Annotated in this window: 15 protein-coding genes and 1 pseudogene; 11 read left to right on the forward strand and 5 right to left on the reverse strand. The window is 62.3% G+C overall.

Going from position 1 to position 19,736, the window contains the following annotated elements; genetic code table 11:
• The first annotated feature begins 96 nt into the window (after positions 1 to 96).
• Together ACKFR8_RS03750 and galE are read left to right on the forward strand one after the other, a co-directional pair.
• The gene (locus ACKFR8_RS03750; RefSeq protein ID WP_296130965.1) at positions 97 to 777 is read left to right on the forward strand and encodes a metal-dependent transcriptional regulator; all 681 of its coding nucleotides are present in this window, start codon (positions 97 to 99) and stop codon (positions 775 to 777) included.
• A gap of 4 nt (positions 778 to 781) precedes the next feature.
• Positions 782 to 1,765: a UDP-glucose 4-epimerase GalE gene (galE, locus tag ACKFR8_RS03755; RefSeq protein ID WP_408930596.1), complete on the forward strand. Its 984-nt coding sequence runs from the start codon at positions 782 to 784 to the stop codon at positions 1,763 to 1,765.
• Here the strand turns inward: galE and ACKFR8_RS03760 are convergent.
• A complete protein-coding gene (locus tag ACKFR8_RS03760) occupies positions 1,722 to 2,849 on the reverse strand; it encodes a DUF4192 domain-containing protein (protein ID WP_408930597.1) in 1,128 nt (375 codons plus the stop codon). The genes galE and ACKFR8_RS03760 overlap by 44 nt on opposite strands.
• 296 nt (positions 2,850 to 3,145) lie before the next feature.
• Between ACKFR8_RS03760 and ACKFR8_RS03765 the strand changes: the two genes are divergently transcribed.
• From ACKFR8_RS03765 to ACKFR8_RS03785, 5 genes are all read left to right on the forward strand, one after another.
• The gene (locus ACKFR8_RS03765; protein WP_408930598.1) at positions 3,146 to 4,180 is read left to right on the forward strand and encodes a PAC2 family protein; all 1,035 of its coding nucleotides are present in this window, start codon (positions 3,146 to 3,148) and stop codon (positions 4,178 to 4,180) included.
• A 30-nt stretch (positions 4,181 to 4,210) separates the two neighbouring features.
• Positions 4,211 to 6,766 (forward strand): DEAD/DEAH box helicase, encoded by a 2,556-nt coding sequence (locus ACKFR8_RS03770; protein WP_408930599.1) that lies wholly within the window; start codon positions 4,211 to 4,213, stop codon positions 6,764 to 6,766.
• 58 nt (positions 6,767 to 6,824) lie between these two features.
• Positions 6,825 to 7,916, forward strand: coding sequence for a PTS transporter subunit IIC (locus ACKFR8_RS03775; protein WP_408930600.1), 1,092 nt, complete (start codon positions 6,825 to 6,827; stop codon positions 7,914 to 7,916).
• A 23-nt stretch (positions 7,917 to 7,939) separates the two neighbouring features.
• Positions 7,940 to 8,317 (forward strand): hypothetical protein, encoded by a 378-nt coding sequence (locus ACKFR8_RS03780; protein WP_306506830.1) that lies wholly within the window; start codon positions 7,940 to 7,942, stop codon positions 8,315 to 8,317.
• A gap of 140 nt (positions 8,318 to 8,457) precedes the next feature.
• Positions 8,458 to 9,177: a VIT1/CCC1 transporter family protein gene (locus ACKFR8_RS03785; protein ID WP_306506829.1), complete on the forward strand. Its 720-nt coding sequence runs from the start codon at positions 8,458 to 8,460 to the stop codon at positions 9,175 to 9,177.
• Positions 9,178 to 9,188: 11 nt separating this feature from the next.
• Here the strand turns inward: ACKFR8_RS03785 and ACKFR8_RS03790 are convergent, their stop codons facing one another.
• A complete protein-coding gene (locus tag ACKFR8_RS03790; protein WP_296130945.1) occupies positions 9,189 to 9,713 on the reverse strand; it encodes a carboxymuconolactone decarboxylase family protein in 525 nt (174 codons plus the stop codon).
• Positions 9,714 to 9,765: 52 nt separating this feature from the next.
• Positions 9,766 to 10,360 (reverse strand): annotated as a pseudogene (locus tag ACKFR8_RS03795) (peroxiredoxin).
• Between the two features lie 158 nt (positions 10,361 to 10,518).
• Here ACKFR8_RS03795 and ACKFR8_RS03800 point away from each other — a divergent pair.
• Positions 10,519 to 11,475: a hydrogen peroxide-inducible genes activator gene (locus ACKFR8_RS03800; RefSeq protein WP_408930601.1), complete on the forward strand. Its 957-nt coding sequence runs from the start codon at positions 10,519 to 10,521 to the stop codon at positions 11,473 to 11,475.
• A 98-nt stretch (positions 11,476 to 11,573) separates the two neighbouring features.
• Here the strand turns inward: ACKFR8_RS03800 and ACKFR8_RS03805 are convergent, their stop codons facing one another.
• On the reverse strand, positions 11,574 to 12,614 hold the full coding sequence (locus ACKFR8_RS03805; protein WP_408930602.1) for a hypothetical protein: 1,041 nt from the start codon (positions 12,612 to 12,614) through the stop codon (positions 11,574 to 11,576).
• 93 nt (positions 12,615 to 12,707) lie between these two features.
• On the opposite strand from ACKFR8_RS03805, the gene hrpA reads away from it, so the two are divergent.
• Positions 12,708 to 16,583 carry an ATP-dependent RNA helicase HrpA gene (gene hrpA, locus ACKFR8_RS03810; RefSeq protein WP_408930603.1) on the forward strand — a complete coding sequence of 1,292 codons (3,876 nt, stop codon included), beginning with the start codon at positions 12,708 to 12,710 and terminating at the stop codon, positions 16,581 to 16,583.
• 6 nt (positions 16,584 to 16,589) lie between these two features.
• Here the strand turns inward: hrpA and nrdR are convergent, their stop codons facing one another.
• Complete coding sequence (gene nrdR, locus ACKFR8_RS03815) at positions 16,590 to 17,048, reverse strand: transcriptional regulator NrdR (RefSeq protein WP_296130930.1); 459 nt, start codon at positions 17,046 to 17,048, stop codon at positions 16,590 to 16,592.
• A gap of 818 nt (positions 17,049 to 17,866) precedes the next feature.
• Between nrdR and lexA the strand changes: the two genes are divergently transcribed.
• Together lexA and ACKFR8_RS03825 are read left to right on the forward strand one after the other, a co-directional pair.
• Entirely contained in the window at positions 17,867 to 18,586 is a 720-nt protein-coding gene (lexA, locus tag ACKFR8_RS03820; RefSeq protein ID WP_296130926.1) for a transcriptional repressor LexA, read from the forward strand.
• Between the two features lie 363 nt (positions 18,587 to 18,949).
• Positions 18,950 to 19,732 (forward strand): DeoR/GlpR family DNA-binding transcription regulator, encoded by a 783-nt coding sequence (locus tag ACKFR8_RS03825; protein ID WP_408930604.1) that lies wholly within the window; start codon positions 18,950 to 18,952, stop codon positions 19,730 to 19,732.
• Positions 19,733 to 19,736: the final 4 nt, after the last annotated feature.

A 19,736-nucleotide genomic window follows, 5' to 3' on the forward strand; every position in this document is an offset into this window, starting at 1 on the left:
CTTGAACCTATACTGGCCCGGCCGGCAGTGCTCCGAGGTCGGGCCGATGCCCGCCCAGCCGCACCGGGCCATGATGACGCAGAAAGGTATGCCCACGTGAGGGATCTAGTCGATACCACCGAGATGTATCTGCGAACTATTTATGAGCTAGAAGAAGAGGGCATCACGCCGCTGCGCGCCCGTATTGCCGAGCGTCTCGAGCAGTCAGGCCCCACGGTCTCCCAGACCGTCGCCCGCATGGAGCGCGATGGCCTGCTCCACGTGCGCACGGACCGCAGCCTGGATCTCACCCCGCACGGCCGGGAGCTAGCCACCAGCGTCATGCGCAAGCACCGACTGGCGGAGCGCCTGCTTACCGACGTGCTCGGGTTGGACATTCACCAGGTTCATGATGAGGCCTGCCGGTGGGAGCACGTCATGAGCGAAGAGGTGGAAAAGCGCCTCGTGGCAGTCTTGGAGGATTCCACCCGCTCGCCCTTTGGCAACCCCATCCCAGGCCTTGCGCAGCTCGGCGCCACCCCGTCCGAGGTCGATCTGGGCACCCGCGCCATCGATCTGCCTAAGGGAGAGGAGACCCCTGCCACCATCATTCAGATCAATGAGGTGCTGCAGGCAGATAGCTCCACGTTCCACGCTCTGCATTCCTCCGGCATCTACGTCGGCGCCGAGGTCACCGTGGTGAACAATAATGGCTCAATTACGCTCAGTGCGCCCGGCGGCGAGAAAGTGGAGCTCGTCGACGATCTGGCACACGCCATCCGAGTAGAGGTGAAGTAAGACAATGAAGCTTTTGGTTACCGGCGGTGCCGGGTATGTCGGCAGCGTCTGCGCCGCGGTCCTCGTTGAGGCCGGCCACGACGTGACGATTATTGATAACTTTTCCACGGGCAACCGGGAAGCCGTGCCGGAAGAGGCGCGTCTGGTCGAAGGCGACGTGGCGGATGTCGCCCACACCGTCTTGTCCGAAGGCGGCTTCGAGGGCGTGGTGCACTTCGCTGCCCGGTCTCTGGTGGGTGAGTCCGTCGAATCCCCCGCTGACTACTGGCAGCACAATGTCGTTACGACCCTGACGCTGCTAGAAGCCATGCGCGAGCACGGCGTGAAGAACCTCGTCTTCTCCTCCACTGCTGCCACCTACGGTGAGCCCACCGAGGTACCCATCACGGAAGCGATGCCCACCCAGCCCACCAACCCCTACGGCGCGTCGAAGCTGGCCATCGATTACATGATCACCTCTTACGCCACCGCCTACGGCCTGGGGGCTACGTCTTTGCGCTACTTCAACGTGGCGGGTGCTTACGGAACCATTGGTGAGAACCGCGAAGTCGAAACCCACCTCATCCCGCTGGTGCTGCAGGTAGCACTTGGCCACCGCGACAAAATCTTCATCTTTGGTGACGATTACGACACGGCCGACGGCACCGCGGTGCGCGACTACATCCATATTCGGGACCTCGCTGACGCCCACGTTCTGGCGCTCACCACGAACACCGAGGGCACACACCGCATCTACAACTTGGGTTCCGGGGACGGCTATTCCGTCAAGCAGGTCATCGAGACGTGCCGTGAGGTCACCGGCCACCCCATCCCGGCAGAACTGGCTCCCCGGCGCGCCGGCGATCCCGCCACCTTGGTGGCATCCTCCGAAAGGATCAAGGAGGAGCTGGGCTGGTCCCCCAGCCGCACCGATCTCACCACCATCGTCACCGATGCGTGGAACTTCACCCGGCAGCTCGGCGAGAGGGCTCATTCGGCACATCGTTAGCGCCTACTGCGGTCTCGTAGGCGGCCCGGGCACCGGTGGCTACGGTATCCCGGATCCTCTCGTGCAGCCCGTGCCTATAGGCTTGGCAGAGCAAAGAGCCTAAACGGTGGCTGGGAAACTCCTCAGTCACCAGCATGAGCGCTGGACCGGCCAGGATCTCCCAGTCCAGCTCCAGCTGCGCTACCGCGAAGAGGGTCAGCGCGTTCGCCCGAATTTCTCCACTAAAGGTACGGGCCGCGGCTAGCAACAGGTGTGCCGCCTTATCCCCTGCCGCCGCGCATTCCGCTACGACCAGATCCCGGGTCCACGTCGTGGACAACCACACCGCGCAGGCGGCGAGCAGGTCTGCATCCGCTTCCGCTTCTTCCGGGCTGGCGGCGCGTGTGAGCTGCCAGCGGGCGTCTGCCAGAAAATCATCAACCAACACTGTGCGCTCCTGTGGGTCAGCAGCGGCCACACGTGCGCGCAGCGCCGTGGCATGGTGTCGGGCTTGGCGCGCCATGACCTCCGCTTCCAGCTGGTCTATGTGCGGGTTGCGTCGCGTAAACACCGCGAAGAAGTCTTCTCTGCTGAGCTCTGGGACAACGTTGTGGTCCACGCAGGAGCGCATCGTCGGCGCGCTAGTCAGCGGCGGAACTTCCCCCTCTACCCATTTCTTCATGGGGCCGCTGCCATCCGTACTGACGGCCCCGTGGAGGAGGATATAGGGCTCGCCCTGGGAAATCTCGTTAACGTGCCATGCGGCATCGACGTCCACACCGTCGCGGCTGTAATTGAGGCCGTAGAGCCACGTGGCCACCTCTCGCAACTCAGTCAGTGGGCGGTGGGAGACCACGAAGGCGAAGACACCTTCCCGGGCGTGTTCCGTCAGCGTCGCCGCAATATCGGGCAGGGCGTCTTGAGCTTGGTCAATGTCGACTCGGGCAAGCGGGCCCATAGCCGGACCGCGCGGGGTGGTGTCGATGGCGAGGAAGAGGACGGACTCGCTGGGATAGAAGCCCAGCAGGCCGGGGATGTTGGCCAGCAGGTGGCCGGGGGTCGTAATGGGCGGGGTGTACTCAGTGTGCGGTGTGGTTGTGTTCATGGCCCTAGCCTGAATCAGGGCCCATTCGGCGCGCTAGGGTCAAACCTGCGCGCACGAGATTTCTGTGGATAACTTCCCCTGAGGCCCGTCTTTTGTCGGTGTTATCCACACCGCAGTGTGCAGAAGCATGGCGGAATTGTCCGGATTGTGGCATGCTTGACCGATTAACAGTGAGCATGCCCCGATTGGCTGTAGGAGGGGAATACGGCGCCGTCGCAAGGCGTTGCACGCCACAGAACATTGATTTAGTCCGTACGCTCGATTCTAGAGCCGGACATAAGGAGGAGTCACACACCATGCAGGAAGAACAGCGCCGCATGTATGAGCTGGAGTACCCCGCACCAGTGGTCAAGGACGATTCCACCCAAGGCAGCGGCCCCACCATGATCGTCGCCATGAACGGCTACGCCGACGCCGGACAGGCAGTGGAGGCCAGCGCCGATCATCTCAAGGCCGCACTAGAGAACCGTCAGCTCGCATCCTTTAACAATGATGAGTTGGTGGACTACCGCTCCCGCCGCCCTGCTGTGACCATTGATCATGACCGCACAGTGGAGATTGAGAACGTGGATCTGGGCATCAAGGTGCTGCGGGATAACTCCGGCAAGCCCTTCCTGCTGCTTTCCGGCCCAGAACCGGACCTACGTTGGGAGGCGTTCACGGATGCCGTGGTCAACTTGGTGGAGAAGTTCGATATTCAGAACACCATCATGCTCTACGCCGCCCCCATGCCCGTTCCGCACACCCGCCCCACGGTTGTGACCGCGCACGGCAACTCTCCTGAGCTGCTGAACTCCATGGTCCGCATCGAATCCACGATGATGGTCCCCGGCGCCGCCGCGCTGTACCTCGAGCGCGCCTTGGACAAGAAGGGCCGCCAGGTCGCCGGCTACACCGCACATGTGCCGCATTACCTGGCATCCTCGCCCTACCCCTCCGCCACGCTGCATCTCTTGGACTCGGTGGCCTCCGCGGTAGACCTCAACATCCCGCTGGGCAGCTTGGAAGCTGACGTTGACCGGGTCAACCAGCAGTTGGAGGAGCAGGTTACTGACTCCGACGAGATTGCCGGTGTGGTCCACCAGCTGGAAGAGCAGTACGACGCCTACATGGAGCGCTACCGCAAGCGCCACCCACAGGCCATCATGCCGGGTGAGGAGCACATGCCCACCGGTGAGGAGATCGGCGCCGATTTCGAGGCCTTCCTCGCGGGGCTGGATGAGAATCCGGAGATCCTCTCTGAGGACATCGATGACCGCGAGGACAACTTTGGCAAGGACGGCGACTCGGACGATGAGGATTCCGGCAAGGATATGGGGGATGACGTCTAGCCGGTAGGGTCTTCGCCTAAGGTGGGACGAGTGAACCTTTCTCAGATGTTGCCCGATCTCGCCGAAGTCCCCGAGTCGATGGTTGATGAGGCCATTTGGGACACCTTTCAATCGTGGGCTTCCGGCCGCGGAATTTCTCTGTACCCGGCCCAAGAAGAGGCCTCCCTTGGCATCCTGGCTGGCGATAATGTCATTCTTGCCACGCCCACCGGCTCCGGTAAGTCCATGGTAGCCAACGCCGCGCACTTCATCGCGCTCGCCCGCGGGCAGCGCAGCTTCTACACCGCGCCCATCAAGGCTTTGGTGAGTGAGAAGTTCTTCTCCCTGTGTGAGATTTTTGGCCCCGAAAACGTGGGCATGATGACCGGAGATGCCACTGTCAACGGCTCCGCCCCCATCATCGCCGCCACGGCGGAGATTGTGGCCAATATTGCGCTGCGCGATGGCGCTGAGGCCGCCATCGACCAAGTCGTCATGGATGAATTCCACTACTACTCGGAACCGGACCGCGGCTGGGCCTGGCAGGTACCGCTGTTGGAGCTGCCCAAGGCGCAGTTCCTCCTCATGTCGGCCACGCTGGGTGATACCGCGTGGCTGGAGAAGGATTTCACGGAGCGCACCGGCCGCACCACAACTCTTGTCGCCGGCACCACGCGCCCGGTGCCGCTGGACTTCTCTTATGTGTTCTCCGCGGTCCACGAGACCATCGAAGAGCTCCTCGAATCTGGTAAGGCACCCATCTACGTGGTGCACTTCTCCCAGCGCGAGGCCTCCGAGCGCGCCCAGGCGCTGACCTCGCTGTCGAAGATCATCACCCCGGAGGAGAAAGAGGCTATCGCCGCCGAGCTCGGCCCCTTCCGCTTCACCACCACCTTTGGCAAGGACTTGTCCAAGCTGCTGCGCAAGGGCATCGGCGTGCACCACGCCGGCATGCTGCCTAAATACCGCCGCTTGGTGGAGCGCTTGGCGCAGAAGGGTTTGCTCAAAATCATCTGCGGCACGGACACCCTGGGCGTGGGCATCAACGTGCCCATCCGCACGGTGCTTATGACGGGCCTGGCCAAATACGACGGCACCCGCCAGCGCATCCTCAAGTCCCGCGAATTCCACCAGATCGCGGGCCGCGCCGGGCGCGCCGGCTACGACACGGAAGGCACGGTCGTCGTCGAGGCGCCGGAGCACGAGATTGAGAACGCCAAGGCCCGCCGCCGCGTGGGCGATGACCCGGCGCGCCTGAAGAAGCTGAAGAAGAAGTCCGCGCGCGAGGGCGAGGTGTCGTGGTCGGAGAAGACGTACGCCCGGCTTATCGACGCCGAACCGGAGCAGCTCACCTCCCAGTTCCGGGTATCGAACTCGATGCTGCTGAACGTGCTTGCCCGCCACGGCAATGGCTACGAGCACTTGAAGCACCTGCTGCGCACCAGCCACAACACCCGCAGCCGCCAGAATCAGGACATCCTCACCGCCCTGAGCCTGTTCCGCGGTCTGCTCAACTCCGGCGTGGTGCAGAAATCCACCAAGGGGCTCGACATCTACGGGCGCCCCTACCACGTGGTTCGCGAGATGCCGCGTGACTTCGCGCTCAACCAGCCTCTCGGCCCCTTCGCGTTGGCGGCCCTCACGCTGCTCGATCCCGAGTCCGAGACCTACGCTCTTGACGTCATCTCCGTCTTCGAGTCCGTGCTCGATGACCCGCGCCAGGTACTCACCGCCCAGCAGAAGCAGCGCCGCGGTGAGGAGATCGCAGCTCTCAAGGCCGAGGGCGTGGACTACACGGAGCGCATGGCCATCGTGGAGGACATCACGTGGCCCAAGCCGCTGGAGGAGCTTTTAGACCAGGCCTACGACACGTTCTGCGAAACCAACCCATGGGCCAAGGACTTCGAGCTGCGGCCTAAGTCGGTGGTGCGCGACATGCTGGAGAGCGCCATGACGTTTTCGGACCTCGTGGCTACCTACGGCCTAGCGCGCTCCGAGGGCGTTATCCTGCGCTACCTCACGGACGCCTGGCGCACCCTGAAGCAGTCCATTCCTGCCGAGTACCTGACTGATGAGCTCGAGGACATCATCGTGTGGCTCGGCGAGCTTATCCGTCAGGTGGATTCGTCGCTGGTCGACGAATGGGCGGAGATGGCCGGTGAGGACTCCCCCATCTCCCAGAAGGACTTGGACCGCGAGCTGGCCTTTGGCGTGGAAGACCCGACCGCGCTCACCGCCAACCAACGCGCCTTCGGCATCATGGTCCGCAACTACTTCTTCCGCTTGGCCCAATTGTTCGCTTTGGAGAAGGAGGACCGTTTGGCCGAGTTGCTGGACTACCTCGACGAGGTTCCGGACTTTGGCGAAGCTCTCGACGCCTACTTCGAGGACTACGACGATATCGACGTCGGCCCGGCTGCGCGCGGTCCCGAGTACTTCCTCGTCGACAAGGGCTCAGAGGGCGCGCGCTCCCGCTCGTGGACGGTGCGCCAGATCCTTAAGGACCCGCAGGACGATAACTCTTATCAGCTGGTGGGCACCGTGGATTTGGATGCCTCGGATGCCGCCGGCGAGGTTCGGCTTTCCGCCCTGCGCGTTGAATATTAAGCCCACCATTCCGAGCTAATACTTTCCGTTCTACGCATAGTATTCGTATGCTGAGGGAATGAGTACGCCCGTCTCCGACCCGCACATCGCCCCTCGCCCTGCCCTCACGCCCGGCAGCTTTACCATGAAGGTGCTCAACGGCATTTCCATCGCCGTGGTAGTGTCCTTGGTCCCGCAGGCTCTGCTCGGTGAGCTTGCCAAGGCGCTACTTCCCTATTGGTCTGGGGCGTCCACAGTCCTCGCGCTCACCGGGCTGGCCTCGAGCCTGCTGCCGGTCATGATTGGCGTCCTAGTCGGCATCGAGTTCAAGATGACGCCCATCCAGACCGCCGCCGTGGGCATTGCCTCGTTTTGTGGATCTGGCGTGGCCACCGTCAATCCGGAGGGCGGGTTCTTCCTCAAAGGCACGGGCCTGGTCATCAACTCCGGGCTAACGGCAGCGATAGCCGTCGCCCTCCTGTTGGTCATTGGTGATCGCCTCAAGAGCTACTCCATCTTGCTGCTCTCCACCATCGTCACTCTAGTGGCTGGTTCCATCGGCTGGGTCGTCACGTTCCCCGTGGTCAAGATGCTAACCATTTGGTTGGGCGACCTAGTCAACGGCGCGACCAGTCTGCAGCCCATCGTCATGGGCGTGGTATTGGCCACGCTCTTCGCCGTCATGATTGTCTCTCCCATTTCCACCGTCGGCATCGCCACCGCCATCTTCATGGAAGGCATAGCATCCGGCACGGCCAACCTCGGGATTGTGGCCGCAAGCTTCACGCTTCTGTGCGCCGGCTGGCGGGCCAACGGTTTCGCCGGGGCCATCCTGCACGTCTTGGGCTCCCCGAAGGTGCAGATGGCAAATATGCTCTCCAGGCCGGTTACCTTCCTCCCCGTAGTGTGCTCCGCGGCCATCGTGGGCGGCATCGGCGGCGCGCTGGGTATCTCCGGAACCGCTCTTTCTGCGGGCTTTGGTATTTCCGGCCTGATGGGCCCGCTCGCAGCGTTGAACTACGAGGGGTGGGGGTGGACCGCCGGCAACGTGACGATTATCGCCATCGTCTACATCGCCGTTCCGCTAGCCCTCGGTCTCTTCTTTAGTTGGCTCTTTGAACGTGTTTTCCGCCTCACTAAGCCCGAGTATTACGCCCTCAACTTCGAGTAAGTGAGCGTAGGGTGGGTGGTGTTATGACTCAACCAGGCTCTTCTTCCACCGGAATCCGTCTTGCGGGCGTGAGCTTCGATGTTCGGGCAGATGGTGTCACCGTCCACTGGCTCCTCGGAGGCCTTCCCCATCACCGCAATGCGGTCTTTACCCTGCACACCGTCGAACGTGAGCTCACCGCTTCCTTTGAGGGCGAGAACCTCACCAGCATGGAGATGTCCGGCTTCGGCGAGAACGCCCGGGGTGACTCCTATCCCGTCGACTATGCGTACACGTACACCAGCGACGAGTTGGCCATCCATGTCCCCGAGGCACACTTCGACCTCGATGACCGGGTCTTTACTATGGCCCTGCACGTGGACGGTCAGCCCTGCGGCGAGTGGACGGGCACAGTTAACTAGTACCAATCGTCACAGCGAAGCCAAAGCTTTCCTCAGTGAGCCTCACTAAGCTTCAGTGAGCTAAGCCTACGCACCCTTTACAAGCTTCTGACCAGCGGCAATACTGAAGGTACTTACCCAGTCCCCCAGGAGCTTGCACCATGACCGCCACCGCTCAACACGCTAACGAGCCCCACCTCGTATCGAATAACGCGCGGCTGAATTCGCTGCGCGCGGGGGTTCTCGGCGCCAACGACGGCATTGTCTCAGTCGCTGCGCTGCTACTCGGAGTGGTGGGCTCTGGGGCGTCGGCAAGCGCGATTGCCACAGCCGGTCTCGCTGCCACCGTATCGGGCGCGGCCTCCATGGCATTAGGTGAATACGTGTCGGTGTCTGCACAGCGAGATTCCGAGCGCATGCTCATCGCCAAGGAAACCCGGGAACTGAAAGAGCTCCCCGCGCAGGAGCACGAGGAGCTGGTATCCATGTTGTCGAGCTACGGCATGGGAGCGCAGACCGCCGACACCGCGGCCCAGGAAATTGCGGCCGAGGAGCGCCTGCTCGAGGCACACCTGCGGCTAGAAATGGGCATCGACGGCGAGGACCTCACCAACCCCTGGCACGCAGCCTTCTGGTCGGCGGTATCCTTCCTTGCCGGTGCCGCGCTTCCGTTGCTCGCGGTGCTTGTCGCGCCGGAATCGGCGGCGGGTGCCACCGTCGCCATCGTCACGCTTATCGCACTAGCCGTCACCGGCTTCGTGTCCGCGCGGCTGGCGGGCACCAACGCCGCTCGCTCCGTGGTCCGGCTGGTCGCCGGCGGCGCACTCGGCCTCGCCATCACCTTCGGAATCGGTGTGGCCTTCGGCGGAGTGATTGCCTAAAGCGAGCGCTCTTAGCGGGCGGCTTCTGCCTGCAGGGCCTGCGCCACGGCCTGGACCACGCCGGCGACCTTGATGCTCTCCCAGATTTGCTCCTTGGTCAGGCCCTCCTCCAGGAGGGTCTTGGAGTGAGCGGTCAGGCAGTGCTCGCAGCCGTTGACGGCCGAGACCACGGTGTTCCACAGCTCGAAGGTGGCCTTGTCCACGCCCGGCTTGGAGATGATGTTCATGCGCAGGCCGAACTTGACTTGTGCGAAGTCATCACCCAGCCAGCCCTTGGCGCGGTAGGCCACGTTGTTCATGGCCATGACGGTGGCGGCACCCAGGGCGGCATCGACTGCCTCCTCGGACAGGTGCTCGCTGGCCTCTTCCAGGATCTCCTTGAGCACGGAGTCGTTGCGGGTGGCGGCAGCCGCAGCCACGAAGCTGCCCCACAGCTGCTCCTCGTTGAGCTCCGTAGAACGCGTCAGGGTGCCCAGGTTGAGCTTCTGGTCCTTCGCGTAGGCCGGCAGTGCGGACTTCAGGTTATCGATAGACATGAAGGAATCTCCTTTCAGCAGGAATGTCTTCGGTAGGTATGTCTAGGAGTGCTTAGAGCGCGGACTGGACGACGTCGAGCTTGTTGATGTTCTTCGTCGGGTCGTTGGCCTCCCAGTTGCAGGCACAGACCTCTTCAGACTGCAGAGCGTCGAGCACGCGCAGGACCTCGTCCACGTTGCGGCCCACGGCATCCGGGGTGACGGACACGAACTGGATAACACCGTCCGGGTCGATGATGAAGGTGGCGCGGTCAGCCACGCCGTCCGCGTTCTCCACGCCGAGGGCGCGGATCAGAATCGTGGCGGACATCGGAGAACATCGGGAACGGAACGTCCTTGAGGTCCGGGTGGGTAGCGCGCCAGTTGAAGTGCGCGTACTCGTTATCGGTGGAGCCACCCAGGATCTGGGTGTCGCGGTCCTGGAACTCCTCATCCAGCTTGCCGAATGCCGCGATCTCCGTCGGGCAGACGAAGGTGAAGTCCTTCGGGTAGAAGAACACGACCTTCCACATGCCGCGGTACTTGTCCAGGGACACCTGCTCGAAGTAGTCCTCCGGCTGGTTAGCGTTAACGTCGTGCAGGTCGCCGCCCTTCAGCGCGGTCAGCTCGAACTCCGGGAACTTTTCACCGACGGTCAGAATGGACATTATCTGCGTCATCTCCTTAGTAAATTGTGATGCAAATCTCTATCGCGGACCTCGTTACCGCCCTCTTACTGGGCCGTGGCCGCACACCTGCCAAGTATGCCAACGAGAGCTTCACACGTCAACGTTTCAGCTTATTTATCAGTGTTAGAGTTATAGGCATGCACAATAAGGAGTATCGCCCGACGCTAGCCCAGCTTCGCACCTTCGTCACCATCGCGGAGAACAAGCATTTCGGCACGGCCGCCTCCAAGCTCGAGATCTCCCAGCCCTCCCTGTCCCAGGCGCTCGTCGCCTTGGAACAGGGCCTGGGCATCCAGCTCATCGAGCGCTCCACCCGCAAGGTCATCGTCACCTCCCTCGGCGAGGAGCTTCTCCCCTACGCTAAGGCCACGCTAGAGGCTGCCGACGCCTTCCTCGCCCACGCACGCGGCGCCCACGGCACCCTCACCGGGCCACTGACCATCGGCATCATCCCCACCATCGCGCCCTACGTCCTGCCCGAGCTCCTCCAGTCCATCACCCAGAACTATCCCGAGCTGGAGCCGCGCTTCGTCGAGGAACAGACCCACCACCTACTGGACAAGCTGCGCGAAGGGGCCATTGACATCGCCATCACCGCCCTGCCCACCGAGGCTTCCGGGATGGTCGAGGTGCCTCTCTACACCGAAAAGTTCACCGTGGTCACCAACTCGGAGCACCCCTTGGCCGGGCGCACGGATCTCACGCTCAGCCAGCTGGAAGACTTGGATCTGCTGCTGCTTGACGACGGCCACTGTTTGCGCGATCAGGCCCTCGACCTGTGCCGCCGCGCCAAGATCAATCCCTCCGAGGCCACCAATGCCGTCACGCGCGCTTCCTCCCTGACGACGATCTTGCAGCTAGTCATGGGCGGACTCGGCACCACCCTGGCCCCCGAATCCGCTTTAGCCACAGAGTGCACCAGCCCCTCACTCTCCGTAGCCCGCTTCTCGGAAGACGTAAGCGCCGAGCGCCAAGTGGGGCTTACCTATCGCTCCTCGGCCTCCCGTGCGGAAGAATTCCTCGCCTTCGGGCGCTTAGTCACCGGCGCGTTCAACACCGCGCTGGAGCGCTCCCGCGCCGCCTGCGGCTCCTAAACCCTCCCGCAAAAGAACGAAGCGCCGCTTCCCTGGACTATTCCAAGGAGGCGGCGCTGTGTGCTGTGTGCGCTGAGCTCTACTCTCCTACTGCCCTACTAAGCAGCCGGGGCGAAGCGGCCCTGGCACTGGCGGCACAGGTGCGCGGTTGCCAGCGCCATTGCGGGCCCGATGATGATAAGCGCCAAGCCCAGCGTGAGCATAGACGCCATGTAGAGCAGACCCTGCAGGACTAGGAACAGCAGGATGTGGCCATAGTTCTCCTTGCCCAAAGACAGGCCCTTGGAGAAGGACTCGCCGATGGAGGACGTATCCGCGGCCAGCCATGGCATCAGCGTGAAGAAGGGCTGGATAAACAACCACGCCAAGAGCACCAGCACCAGGATGCCGAAGATCGCCCCGATAATGCCCATGATCTTGCCCATCTCGGCATCACTCGGGTTCTCCCAGTTGATGTTGCTGCCGCCGCCAACACCTACTACCACGAGGCCCACAACCACAGCGACAAAAACAATGGTTCCCAGGACTCCCAAGACGATGTTGACCACCAGCGGTGGTACCCATCGCACGCCCTGGAACAGATCGCCCCAGGAGGGGCTGGGCTTGTCAATCTCGCGGTAGGCAAGGCGGTAGACCACGATCCAGACAAAGAGCGACAGGATTCCCATCAGCCACGACATGCCTTGGGACGCCACACCCATAGCTTCTTCATTGTCTGATACCGCGAAGCCCACTGCGAATTGGGGAACAAACATGACGAGGAAGTACACCACAGCGCCGACGAGCCACACAACGGCGTTTCCTAGAGCTGCCTTGAAGCCCCACTTGATGGCCTCCATAGCGCTGACCGGGCCGGTGTACGCCGGACCCGCGCCCGGACCAGGTCCGGCGTAGCTGGAATCCGTGCCGTAGCCGGCGCCCGCGTAGCCCGGCTGTCCGGAGTTCGCGGCACCGTAACCGGCGTACTGGTCACCCGCGCTGGAAGAATGTGCACCAAAGGCCGGGCTCGCACCCTTGCCGAAGCCTTCCTGGTCCTCCGGGTGGCTGGTGGTCTCATACCGCGGCAGGTCGCCGCCGTTGCCGGAGCCAAACCCACCGTTGGAGTTGTTGTCAGATTTTGGATCAAAAGGGTTAGTCATCGATTGTGTCCTTTACTCTTTAGTCACACAGTCACCACGAGCCTACCAACATAGTCATAAGTCTCACCGAACGAGTAGACTTTCAGGGCGATTATGACTGCCACTCGCGAAGAACTTCTAGACGCACTCTCCCAGGTTTCCCTGAGCGACGAGCGCGCATTCCGCCGCCGCCTCCGCAAAGCCCGCTCTCCTCAAGCCCTGTCCGCCATTGGCCAGGACATCGCCGCTGCTACCGAGCGCGTGTCCGCCATCGACGCCGCCGTCCCGGACATCACCTACCCGGAGCAGCTCCCTGTCACGGGACGCCGCGATGACATCGCTGAGGCCATTGCGAACAACCAGGTGGTCATCATTGCCGGCGAAACCGGTTCCGGCAAGACCACCCAGATCCCCAAGATCTGCCTCGAGCTTGGTCGCGGGCGCCGCGGACTCATCGGCCACACCCAGCCGCGTCGTCTCGCAGCGCGCACGGTGGCCGAGCGCATCGCGGACGAATTGGATCAGTCCATCGGTGACTCAGTGGGCTATGCCATCCGCTTCGACGACAAGGTTTCCCGCACCACCGCGGTCAAGCTGATGACGGACGGAATTTTGCTCGCGGAGATGCAGCGTGACCGCTTCCTCAATGCCTACGACACCATCATCATCGATGAGGCGCACGAGCGTTCCCTCAACATCGACTTTCTGCTGGGCTACCTCAAGCGCCTGCTGCCCAAGCGCCCCGATCTCAAGGTGATCATCACCTCCGCCACCATCGATCCCGAACGCTTTGCCCAGCACTTCGCTGACGCCGACGGCGAACCGGCACCGATTATTGAGGTCTCCGGGCGCACCTACCCGGTGGAGATCCGCTACCGCCCGCTGGAAGAGGAGGTGGGCGGTAAACTCGTCGACATCGATCCGCTCGACGCCCTGTGCGGGGCCATCGAAGAGCTCATGGCTGAAGGCGAGGGCGACATCCTGTGCTTCTTCCCCGGCGAACGCGACATCCGCGACGCCATGGAGGCCATCGAAGGCCGGCATTGGCGCGGCGTGGAGGTCACCCCGCTCTTTGGCCGCCTGTCCAACCAGGAGCAGCACCGCGTCTTTAGCGCGCACCGCGGGCGCCGCATCGTGCTCTCCACCAACATCGCCGAAACCTCCCTGACGGTGCCGGGTATTCGCTACGTCGTGGACACAGGCACCGCCCGTATCTCCCGCTATTCCACCCGCACCAAGGTTCAACGCCTGCCCATCGAACCGATTTCCCAGGCCAGCGCCAACCAGCGCTCGGGCCGCTGCGGCCGTGTGGCCGATGGCATTGCCATCCGCCTCTACAGCGAGCAAGACTTTCTCTCCCGCCCCGAGTTCACGGATCCGGAAATCCTGCGCACCAACCTGGCCAGCGTCATCCTCCAGATGATTTCGCTGCGCCTGGGAGATATTTCGGATTTCCCCTTCGTCCAGCCGCCGGAGCCGAAAGCGGTGCGCGACGGCCTGCTGCTCCTCCATGAGCTCGGCGCCCTCGAGGGCAAGGAGAAGAACGGCCTGCCCGTGCTCACCCGCGTCGGCCGCGACCTCGCGCGCATCCCCGTGGATCCGCGCATGGCGCGCATGCTGGTGGAGGCCCACACCTCTGGGTGCTTGAGCGATGTCATGGTGATCGTCGCCGCAATGACCATCCAGGACGTGCGCGAGCGCCCCATGGAGAAGAAAGAGCAGGCCGACCAGGCCCATGCGCGCTTCAAGGACAAGTCCTCCGATTTCTTGGCCATGCTCAACCTGTGGGACTTCGTCCAAGAAGCCCGCGAAGAGATGAGCGGCAATGCCTTCCGCAAGCGCATGAAGGCCGACTTCCTCCACTACATGCGCATCCGTGAGTGGTTCGACCTAGTGCGTCAGCTGCGCGACGTGGCCAAGCAGCTCGGCTGGAAGACCCAGGAGACCACCGAGCGCCGCCCCGACGATATCCACATGTCCCTGCTGGCCGGCCTGCTGTCCAATATCGGTGCACGAGACGGCAACTCCAAGGAGTTCATTGGTGCCCGAAATACCCGGTTCCTTGTCTTCCCAGGTTCGGCTCTGGCGAAGAAGCCACCGGAGTTCCTCATGGCCGCCGAGCTCGTGGAAACCTCGCGGCTCTGGGCACGCGACGTGGCTGCCATCGACCCCGCCTGGGTAGAAAAGCTGGCGCAGAATCTGCTCAAACACAACTATTCGGATCCCACGTGGTCCCGAAAGCGCGGCTCCGCTGTCGTCACCCAGCGCTCCACGCTCTACGGGGTCACCGTCGTGGCGGACCGCACCGTGCCGTATCACCGCGTGGATCCAGCAGCAGCGCGCGACATGTTCATCCGCCACGCGCTTGTCGACGGTGACTGGAACACCCACCACCACTTCTTCCACGACAACAAGCGCAAGCTTGCCGACGCCTCCGAGTACGAAGAGAAGGCCCGCCGCCGCGGCCTAGTCGTGGATGAGGACACGTTGTTCGACTTCTACGACCAGCGCATCCCGGAAAAGGTCACCACCGCCAAGCACTTCGACTCGTGGTGGAAGAAGCAGAAGAACAAGCACGCCTTGGACTTCGATCCGACCAAGTTGCTCGACGACGACCACGACGTCACCGAGGAGGCCTTCCCCGACCGTTGGCTCAAGGGCACCGTTGACTACGACCTGAGCTACAAGTTCGAGCCGGGCGATCCCCTGGACGGCGTCACCCTCATGGTCCCGGTCCCCCTGCTCGCGGGTCTCGACACCGAGGGCTTTGACTGGCTCGTCCCGGGCCTGCGCCTAGAGCTCGTCACCGAACTCATTCGTTCCCTCCCCAAGGCGCTGCGCCGCACCGTGGTCCCAGCACCCGAGTTCGCCGAGCGCGCGCTGCCGAAGCTGTTGCCGTACGAAGGCACGCTGACAGAGCAGCTCGCGGCAGTGCTGCGGGAAATGGGCGGCCAGGGCATTAACGCCAACGACTTCCGCCCGGATCAGCTTGCCCCGCACCTGCGCATGAACTATGCCGCTGTGGACAAGCGCGGCAAGGTTATCGACTCTGACCGGAACCTCCAAGCACTAGTGCAGCGCCAGGCAGGGCACATTTCTTCGTCGGTCTCCCGTGTGGGCCGCGCCGCGGAGTCGAAGGCGGTCAAGGAGTGGTCGGACGATACCTTGGGCACCATCGAGGAGGAGGTCACCACCAGCGTCGACGGCCACGAGGTCACCGCCTACCCGGCGCTGGTCGCCACGAAGAATGGTGTGGCGCTCAAGGTGCACCCCACCAAGGCGGCAGCGGATGCCTCCATGATCACCACGACGCTGACGCTGCTCCTGCGCGAGATCACCGTCGGCACCCAACAGATGGTCAAGGGTCTGCCCTTGCAGCAGCGTGTCGCCGTTGATGCATACCCGCACGGCGGGGCGGAAGGATTGGTGAACGACGCCCGCGTGGCCGCCGTCCGGGACATCATGATGGAAAAGGGCGGACCCGTCCGCACCCCGGCGGACTTTAAGGCCCTGCTGAATCAGGTCAAGCCGGAAGTACCCGGGCGAGTGCGCCAAGCCGTCGTCGCCATTGCCCCCGGCTTAGCGGAATATTCCAATCTTTCCGCAGAGCTCAAGCACTGGGAGGGACCGGCGATTGATGACATCCGCAAGCAGCTGGACTTCCTGCTGCCGCCACACGCCATTACGGTGCACGGAATGCAGCACCTGCGCCACCTGCCGCGGTACATTCAGGCCGCGCGAATCCGTTTGGAGGATATGAACCTCGATCCGGACCGCGATGCCGACCGCCAGGCTGATGTGGATGAGGCGAAGGCATACCTTGCTAACCGCCTCCGCTCTCTGCCTGCTGGCCGCGAAAAGTCCCGCGACGTCAAGGACATCTACTGGATGATTGAGGAGCTGCGTGTCTCGCTCTTTGCTCAGCGCCTCGGCACCGCGCACGCAGTGTCGGTGCGCCGCATTCAAAAGGCCGCAGACAAGCTGCGCTAATCGCTGTTAGAAGCTATCGCGGTCCCGGCGGCGCATGAGGCGGATTTCTGATTCGAAATCGTCAGCGCTCTCAAAGGACTTGTACACCGAGGCAAAGCGCAGGTAGGCCACCTCATCCAAGTCGCGCAGCGGTTCCAGGATGGCAAGGCCGATATCGTTGGCATTGACCTGAGAAGAGCCATGGCTGCGAACGGTTTCCTCTACTTGCTGCGCCAGCTTCTTCAGCGAATCGTCACTCACGTCGCGCCCCTGACACGCGCGCTGCACGCCGCGAATGAGCTTGTCCCGGCTAAAAGGCTCCGCCAAGCCGTTGCGCTTGACGACGAGAAGAACAGCCTTCTCCACGGTGGTAAATCGACCCTTACATGACGCGCATTCGCGGCGACGGCGGATAGAGGTTCCGCTGTCTACCACGCGCGAGTCGATGACTCGGGACTGTTCATTGTGGCAAAACGGGCAATACACGTTACGCGGCGTCCTTTCACTCAGGCCTCCTGGAAACCAAGCGGAGGCTTTCCATCCCCGACCGTTAGCCTACCGCCGCCCCGAACTGAAAGGCACACCGCTACCGCGTTCTCCGACAGGTTAGTGGGCGATAGACGCCGCCTCGATATCTGAGCTCGAGTGCACGGCCGGGGATGGTGCCGCCGGCGACTCAGTGTCGATGCTCAAACCGCCCCAGACAGTGCCAACGAATACCGCGGCCCCGAAGACCGCACCCAGAACATAGTTACCTACGTTCGATCCCTTAACAGTGGAATCCACCACGCCTTTTGGATGTCCACCACCGCGCGAGCGCGATGCACAGAGGCGGCTCTGTGTTCTATCGAGGGGACTCAACGTTCGAACATTGCGAGGTCCGAACGCTCGGCCGGCACCCCGACCACGCTCTCCCGCCGGATCCCACACCGCCGCCGGAGGCACAACTGCGGGTCGCGGGCTAGCAGAGGCTTCATTCGGGATGCGGTTGCGTGAGCTGGTATTCAGTACGATTGCCATGATTATTCCTTTGCGTTCTTTTCATCTAGCGGATGACGTTGCCTGCAGTGTATGCAACGCGGTTGACACACTCGAACATTCCACTCGCTAAACCGTTCGATCCTGTTCGTATGTTCGATTTATAACACCCTCTCGAATATTTGTCCACATCTGCGCGCCATTTCTCGAACATTTTTTCTTTCCGTGCTACAAAGGAAGACAGTGCCGCGCACTTCATAATCTTTTTAAGAAGCTCACTTAACGCCACTGTGAACGCAAGCTTTACCCCACCCTGAGGAGCCACAATGCCCCGCAAACCCAAGAAGACCGAACAGCCCACTCTTGATTCTCTCTCTGCCCGCCAGCGCCGAATTCTGGAGGTCATCCATGACGCCGTGATGCTGCGCGGCTACCCACCCAGTATCCGTGAGATCGGTGATGCAACTGGGCTGCAATCGACGTCGTCGGTGGCATATCAGCTCAAGCAGTTGGAGGAGAAGGGCTTCTTGCGCCGCGACCCGAACAAGCCGCGCGCCGTGGATGTCCGCCACTTCCCCAACTCGGAAGACTCCAAGAAGCCCGGCCGCAAAACCTCCGCAGCCCAGGACTCCCCTGAGCCCACGTCTTCGGACGTACCCGAGGACGCCGCTCGCCCGACCTACATCCCAGTGGTGGGCCGCATTGCCGCCGGCTCCCCTATCACTGCAGAGGAGAACGTCGACGCCTACTTCCCCATGCCCGATGAAGTCGTGGGCAGCGGTGAGCTCTACATGCTTCAGGTCGTAGGGGACTCCATGCAGGATGCCGGCATCCTCAACGGTGACTGGGTCATTATCCGCTCTCAGTCGGTCGCGGAGGAAGGTGAGTTCGTTGCTGCCCTGCTAGACGATGAAGCAACGGTGAAGGAGTTCCACCGAGATTCCTCCGGCGTCTGGCTGCTCCCTCACAATGACGCGTACGCCCCGATCAAGGGCGACGAGGCAGAGATTATGGGCAAGGTTGTCTCCGTGTTCCGCAAGCTCTAACACCTTCTCCCCTTTTTTGTCGCCCACCGCTTCCCGCCCCAACCGCCTTTCCCCATTCAGAACGGAAGGACGGGGCGGGACTTTTGTGTTTGTTTACCCCCTTGCGCGTGTAGATGCCCGATTTGCGCCCGATTAGCGTCCTAAATCACACATTCCCAAACGGGCAGGCCAATGGCTGTTTTCCACCAATCCTTAACGTTCTTGATGTGTGAATCTCTTTGTTTTGTTCCGTTTTACCCGCACTCAATGAAAGAATGGGGACATCACAGCAACACCCGTTGCACATTTTCATTAAGCCATCAATTCATCCCCCATGTTTCCCTGGCTTAGCGATGAACAATGGAGTCCCCCAAGGGAGAAACAATGTACGCAGAAGAACGCCGTCGCCAGATCGCGTCACTGACCGCCGTCGAAGGCCGTGTCAACGTCACCGAGCTCTCTGAGCGCTTCGATGTCACTGCAGAAACCATCCGCCGCGATCTTGCGGTACTGGACCGCGAAGGCGTAGTTCACCGCGTCCATGGTGGCGCCGTCGCCTCCCAGTCTTTCCAGACTGCCGAGTTCACTCTTGACACCCGCCAGCGTTCGGCTACCGGCGCCAAGATGGCCATCGCCCGAGCAGCCCTTGATCAGCTTCCCGAAGACGGCAGCATCTTCCTCGACGCCGGCACCACGACCAACGCACTGGCAGATCTCATCGGACAGCGTTTCTCTGCCGGACAGTTCAACATCGTGTCCAACAGCCTCCCCATCGCACTGTCGCTTGCCAGCAACGGTGTGTCTGACGTGCAGCTGCTCGGCGGCACAGTGCGTGCCATTACTCAGGCGGTCGTTGGCGATACTGCGTTGCGCACCATGGCGCTGATGCGTGCCGACGTCGCGTTCATCGGCACCAACGCACTCACCATCGACCATGGTTTGTCCACTGCTGACTCGCAAGAAGCTGCCATCAAGGCTGCCTTTGTCACGAACGCCCACAAGGTCGTCGTGCTGTGTGACTCCTCCAAGCTGGGCAACGACTACCTCGTCAGTTTCGCGTCCCTAGCGGACATCGATGTGGTTATTACTGACGCCGCCGCCCCCGTGTCTTTCCTCGACACTCTGCGCGCCAATGACGTTGAGGTCGTCGTCGCCGGAGAAAAGTAGTTCC

Source organism: Corynebacterium axilliensis, assembly GCF_046097495.1.
Taxonomy (GTDB): Bacteria; Actinomycetota; Actinomycetes; order Mycobacteriales; family Mycobacteriaceae; genus Corynebacterium.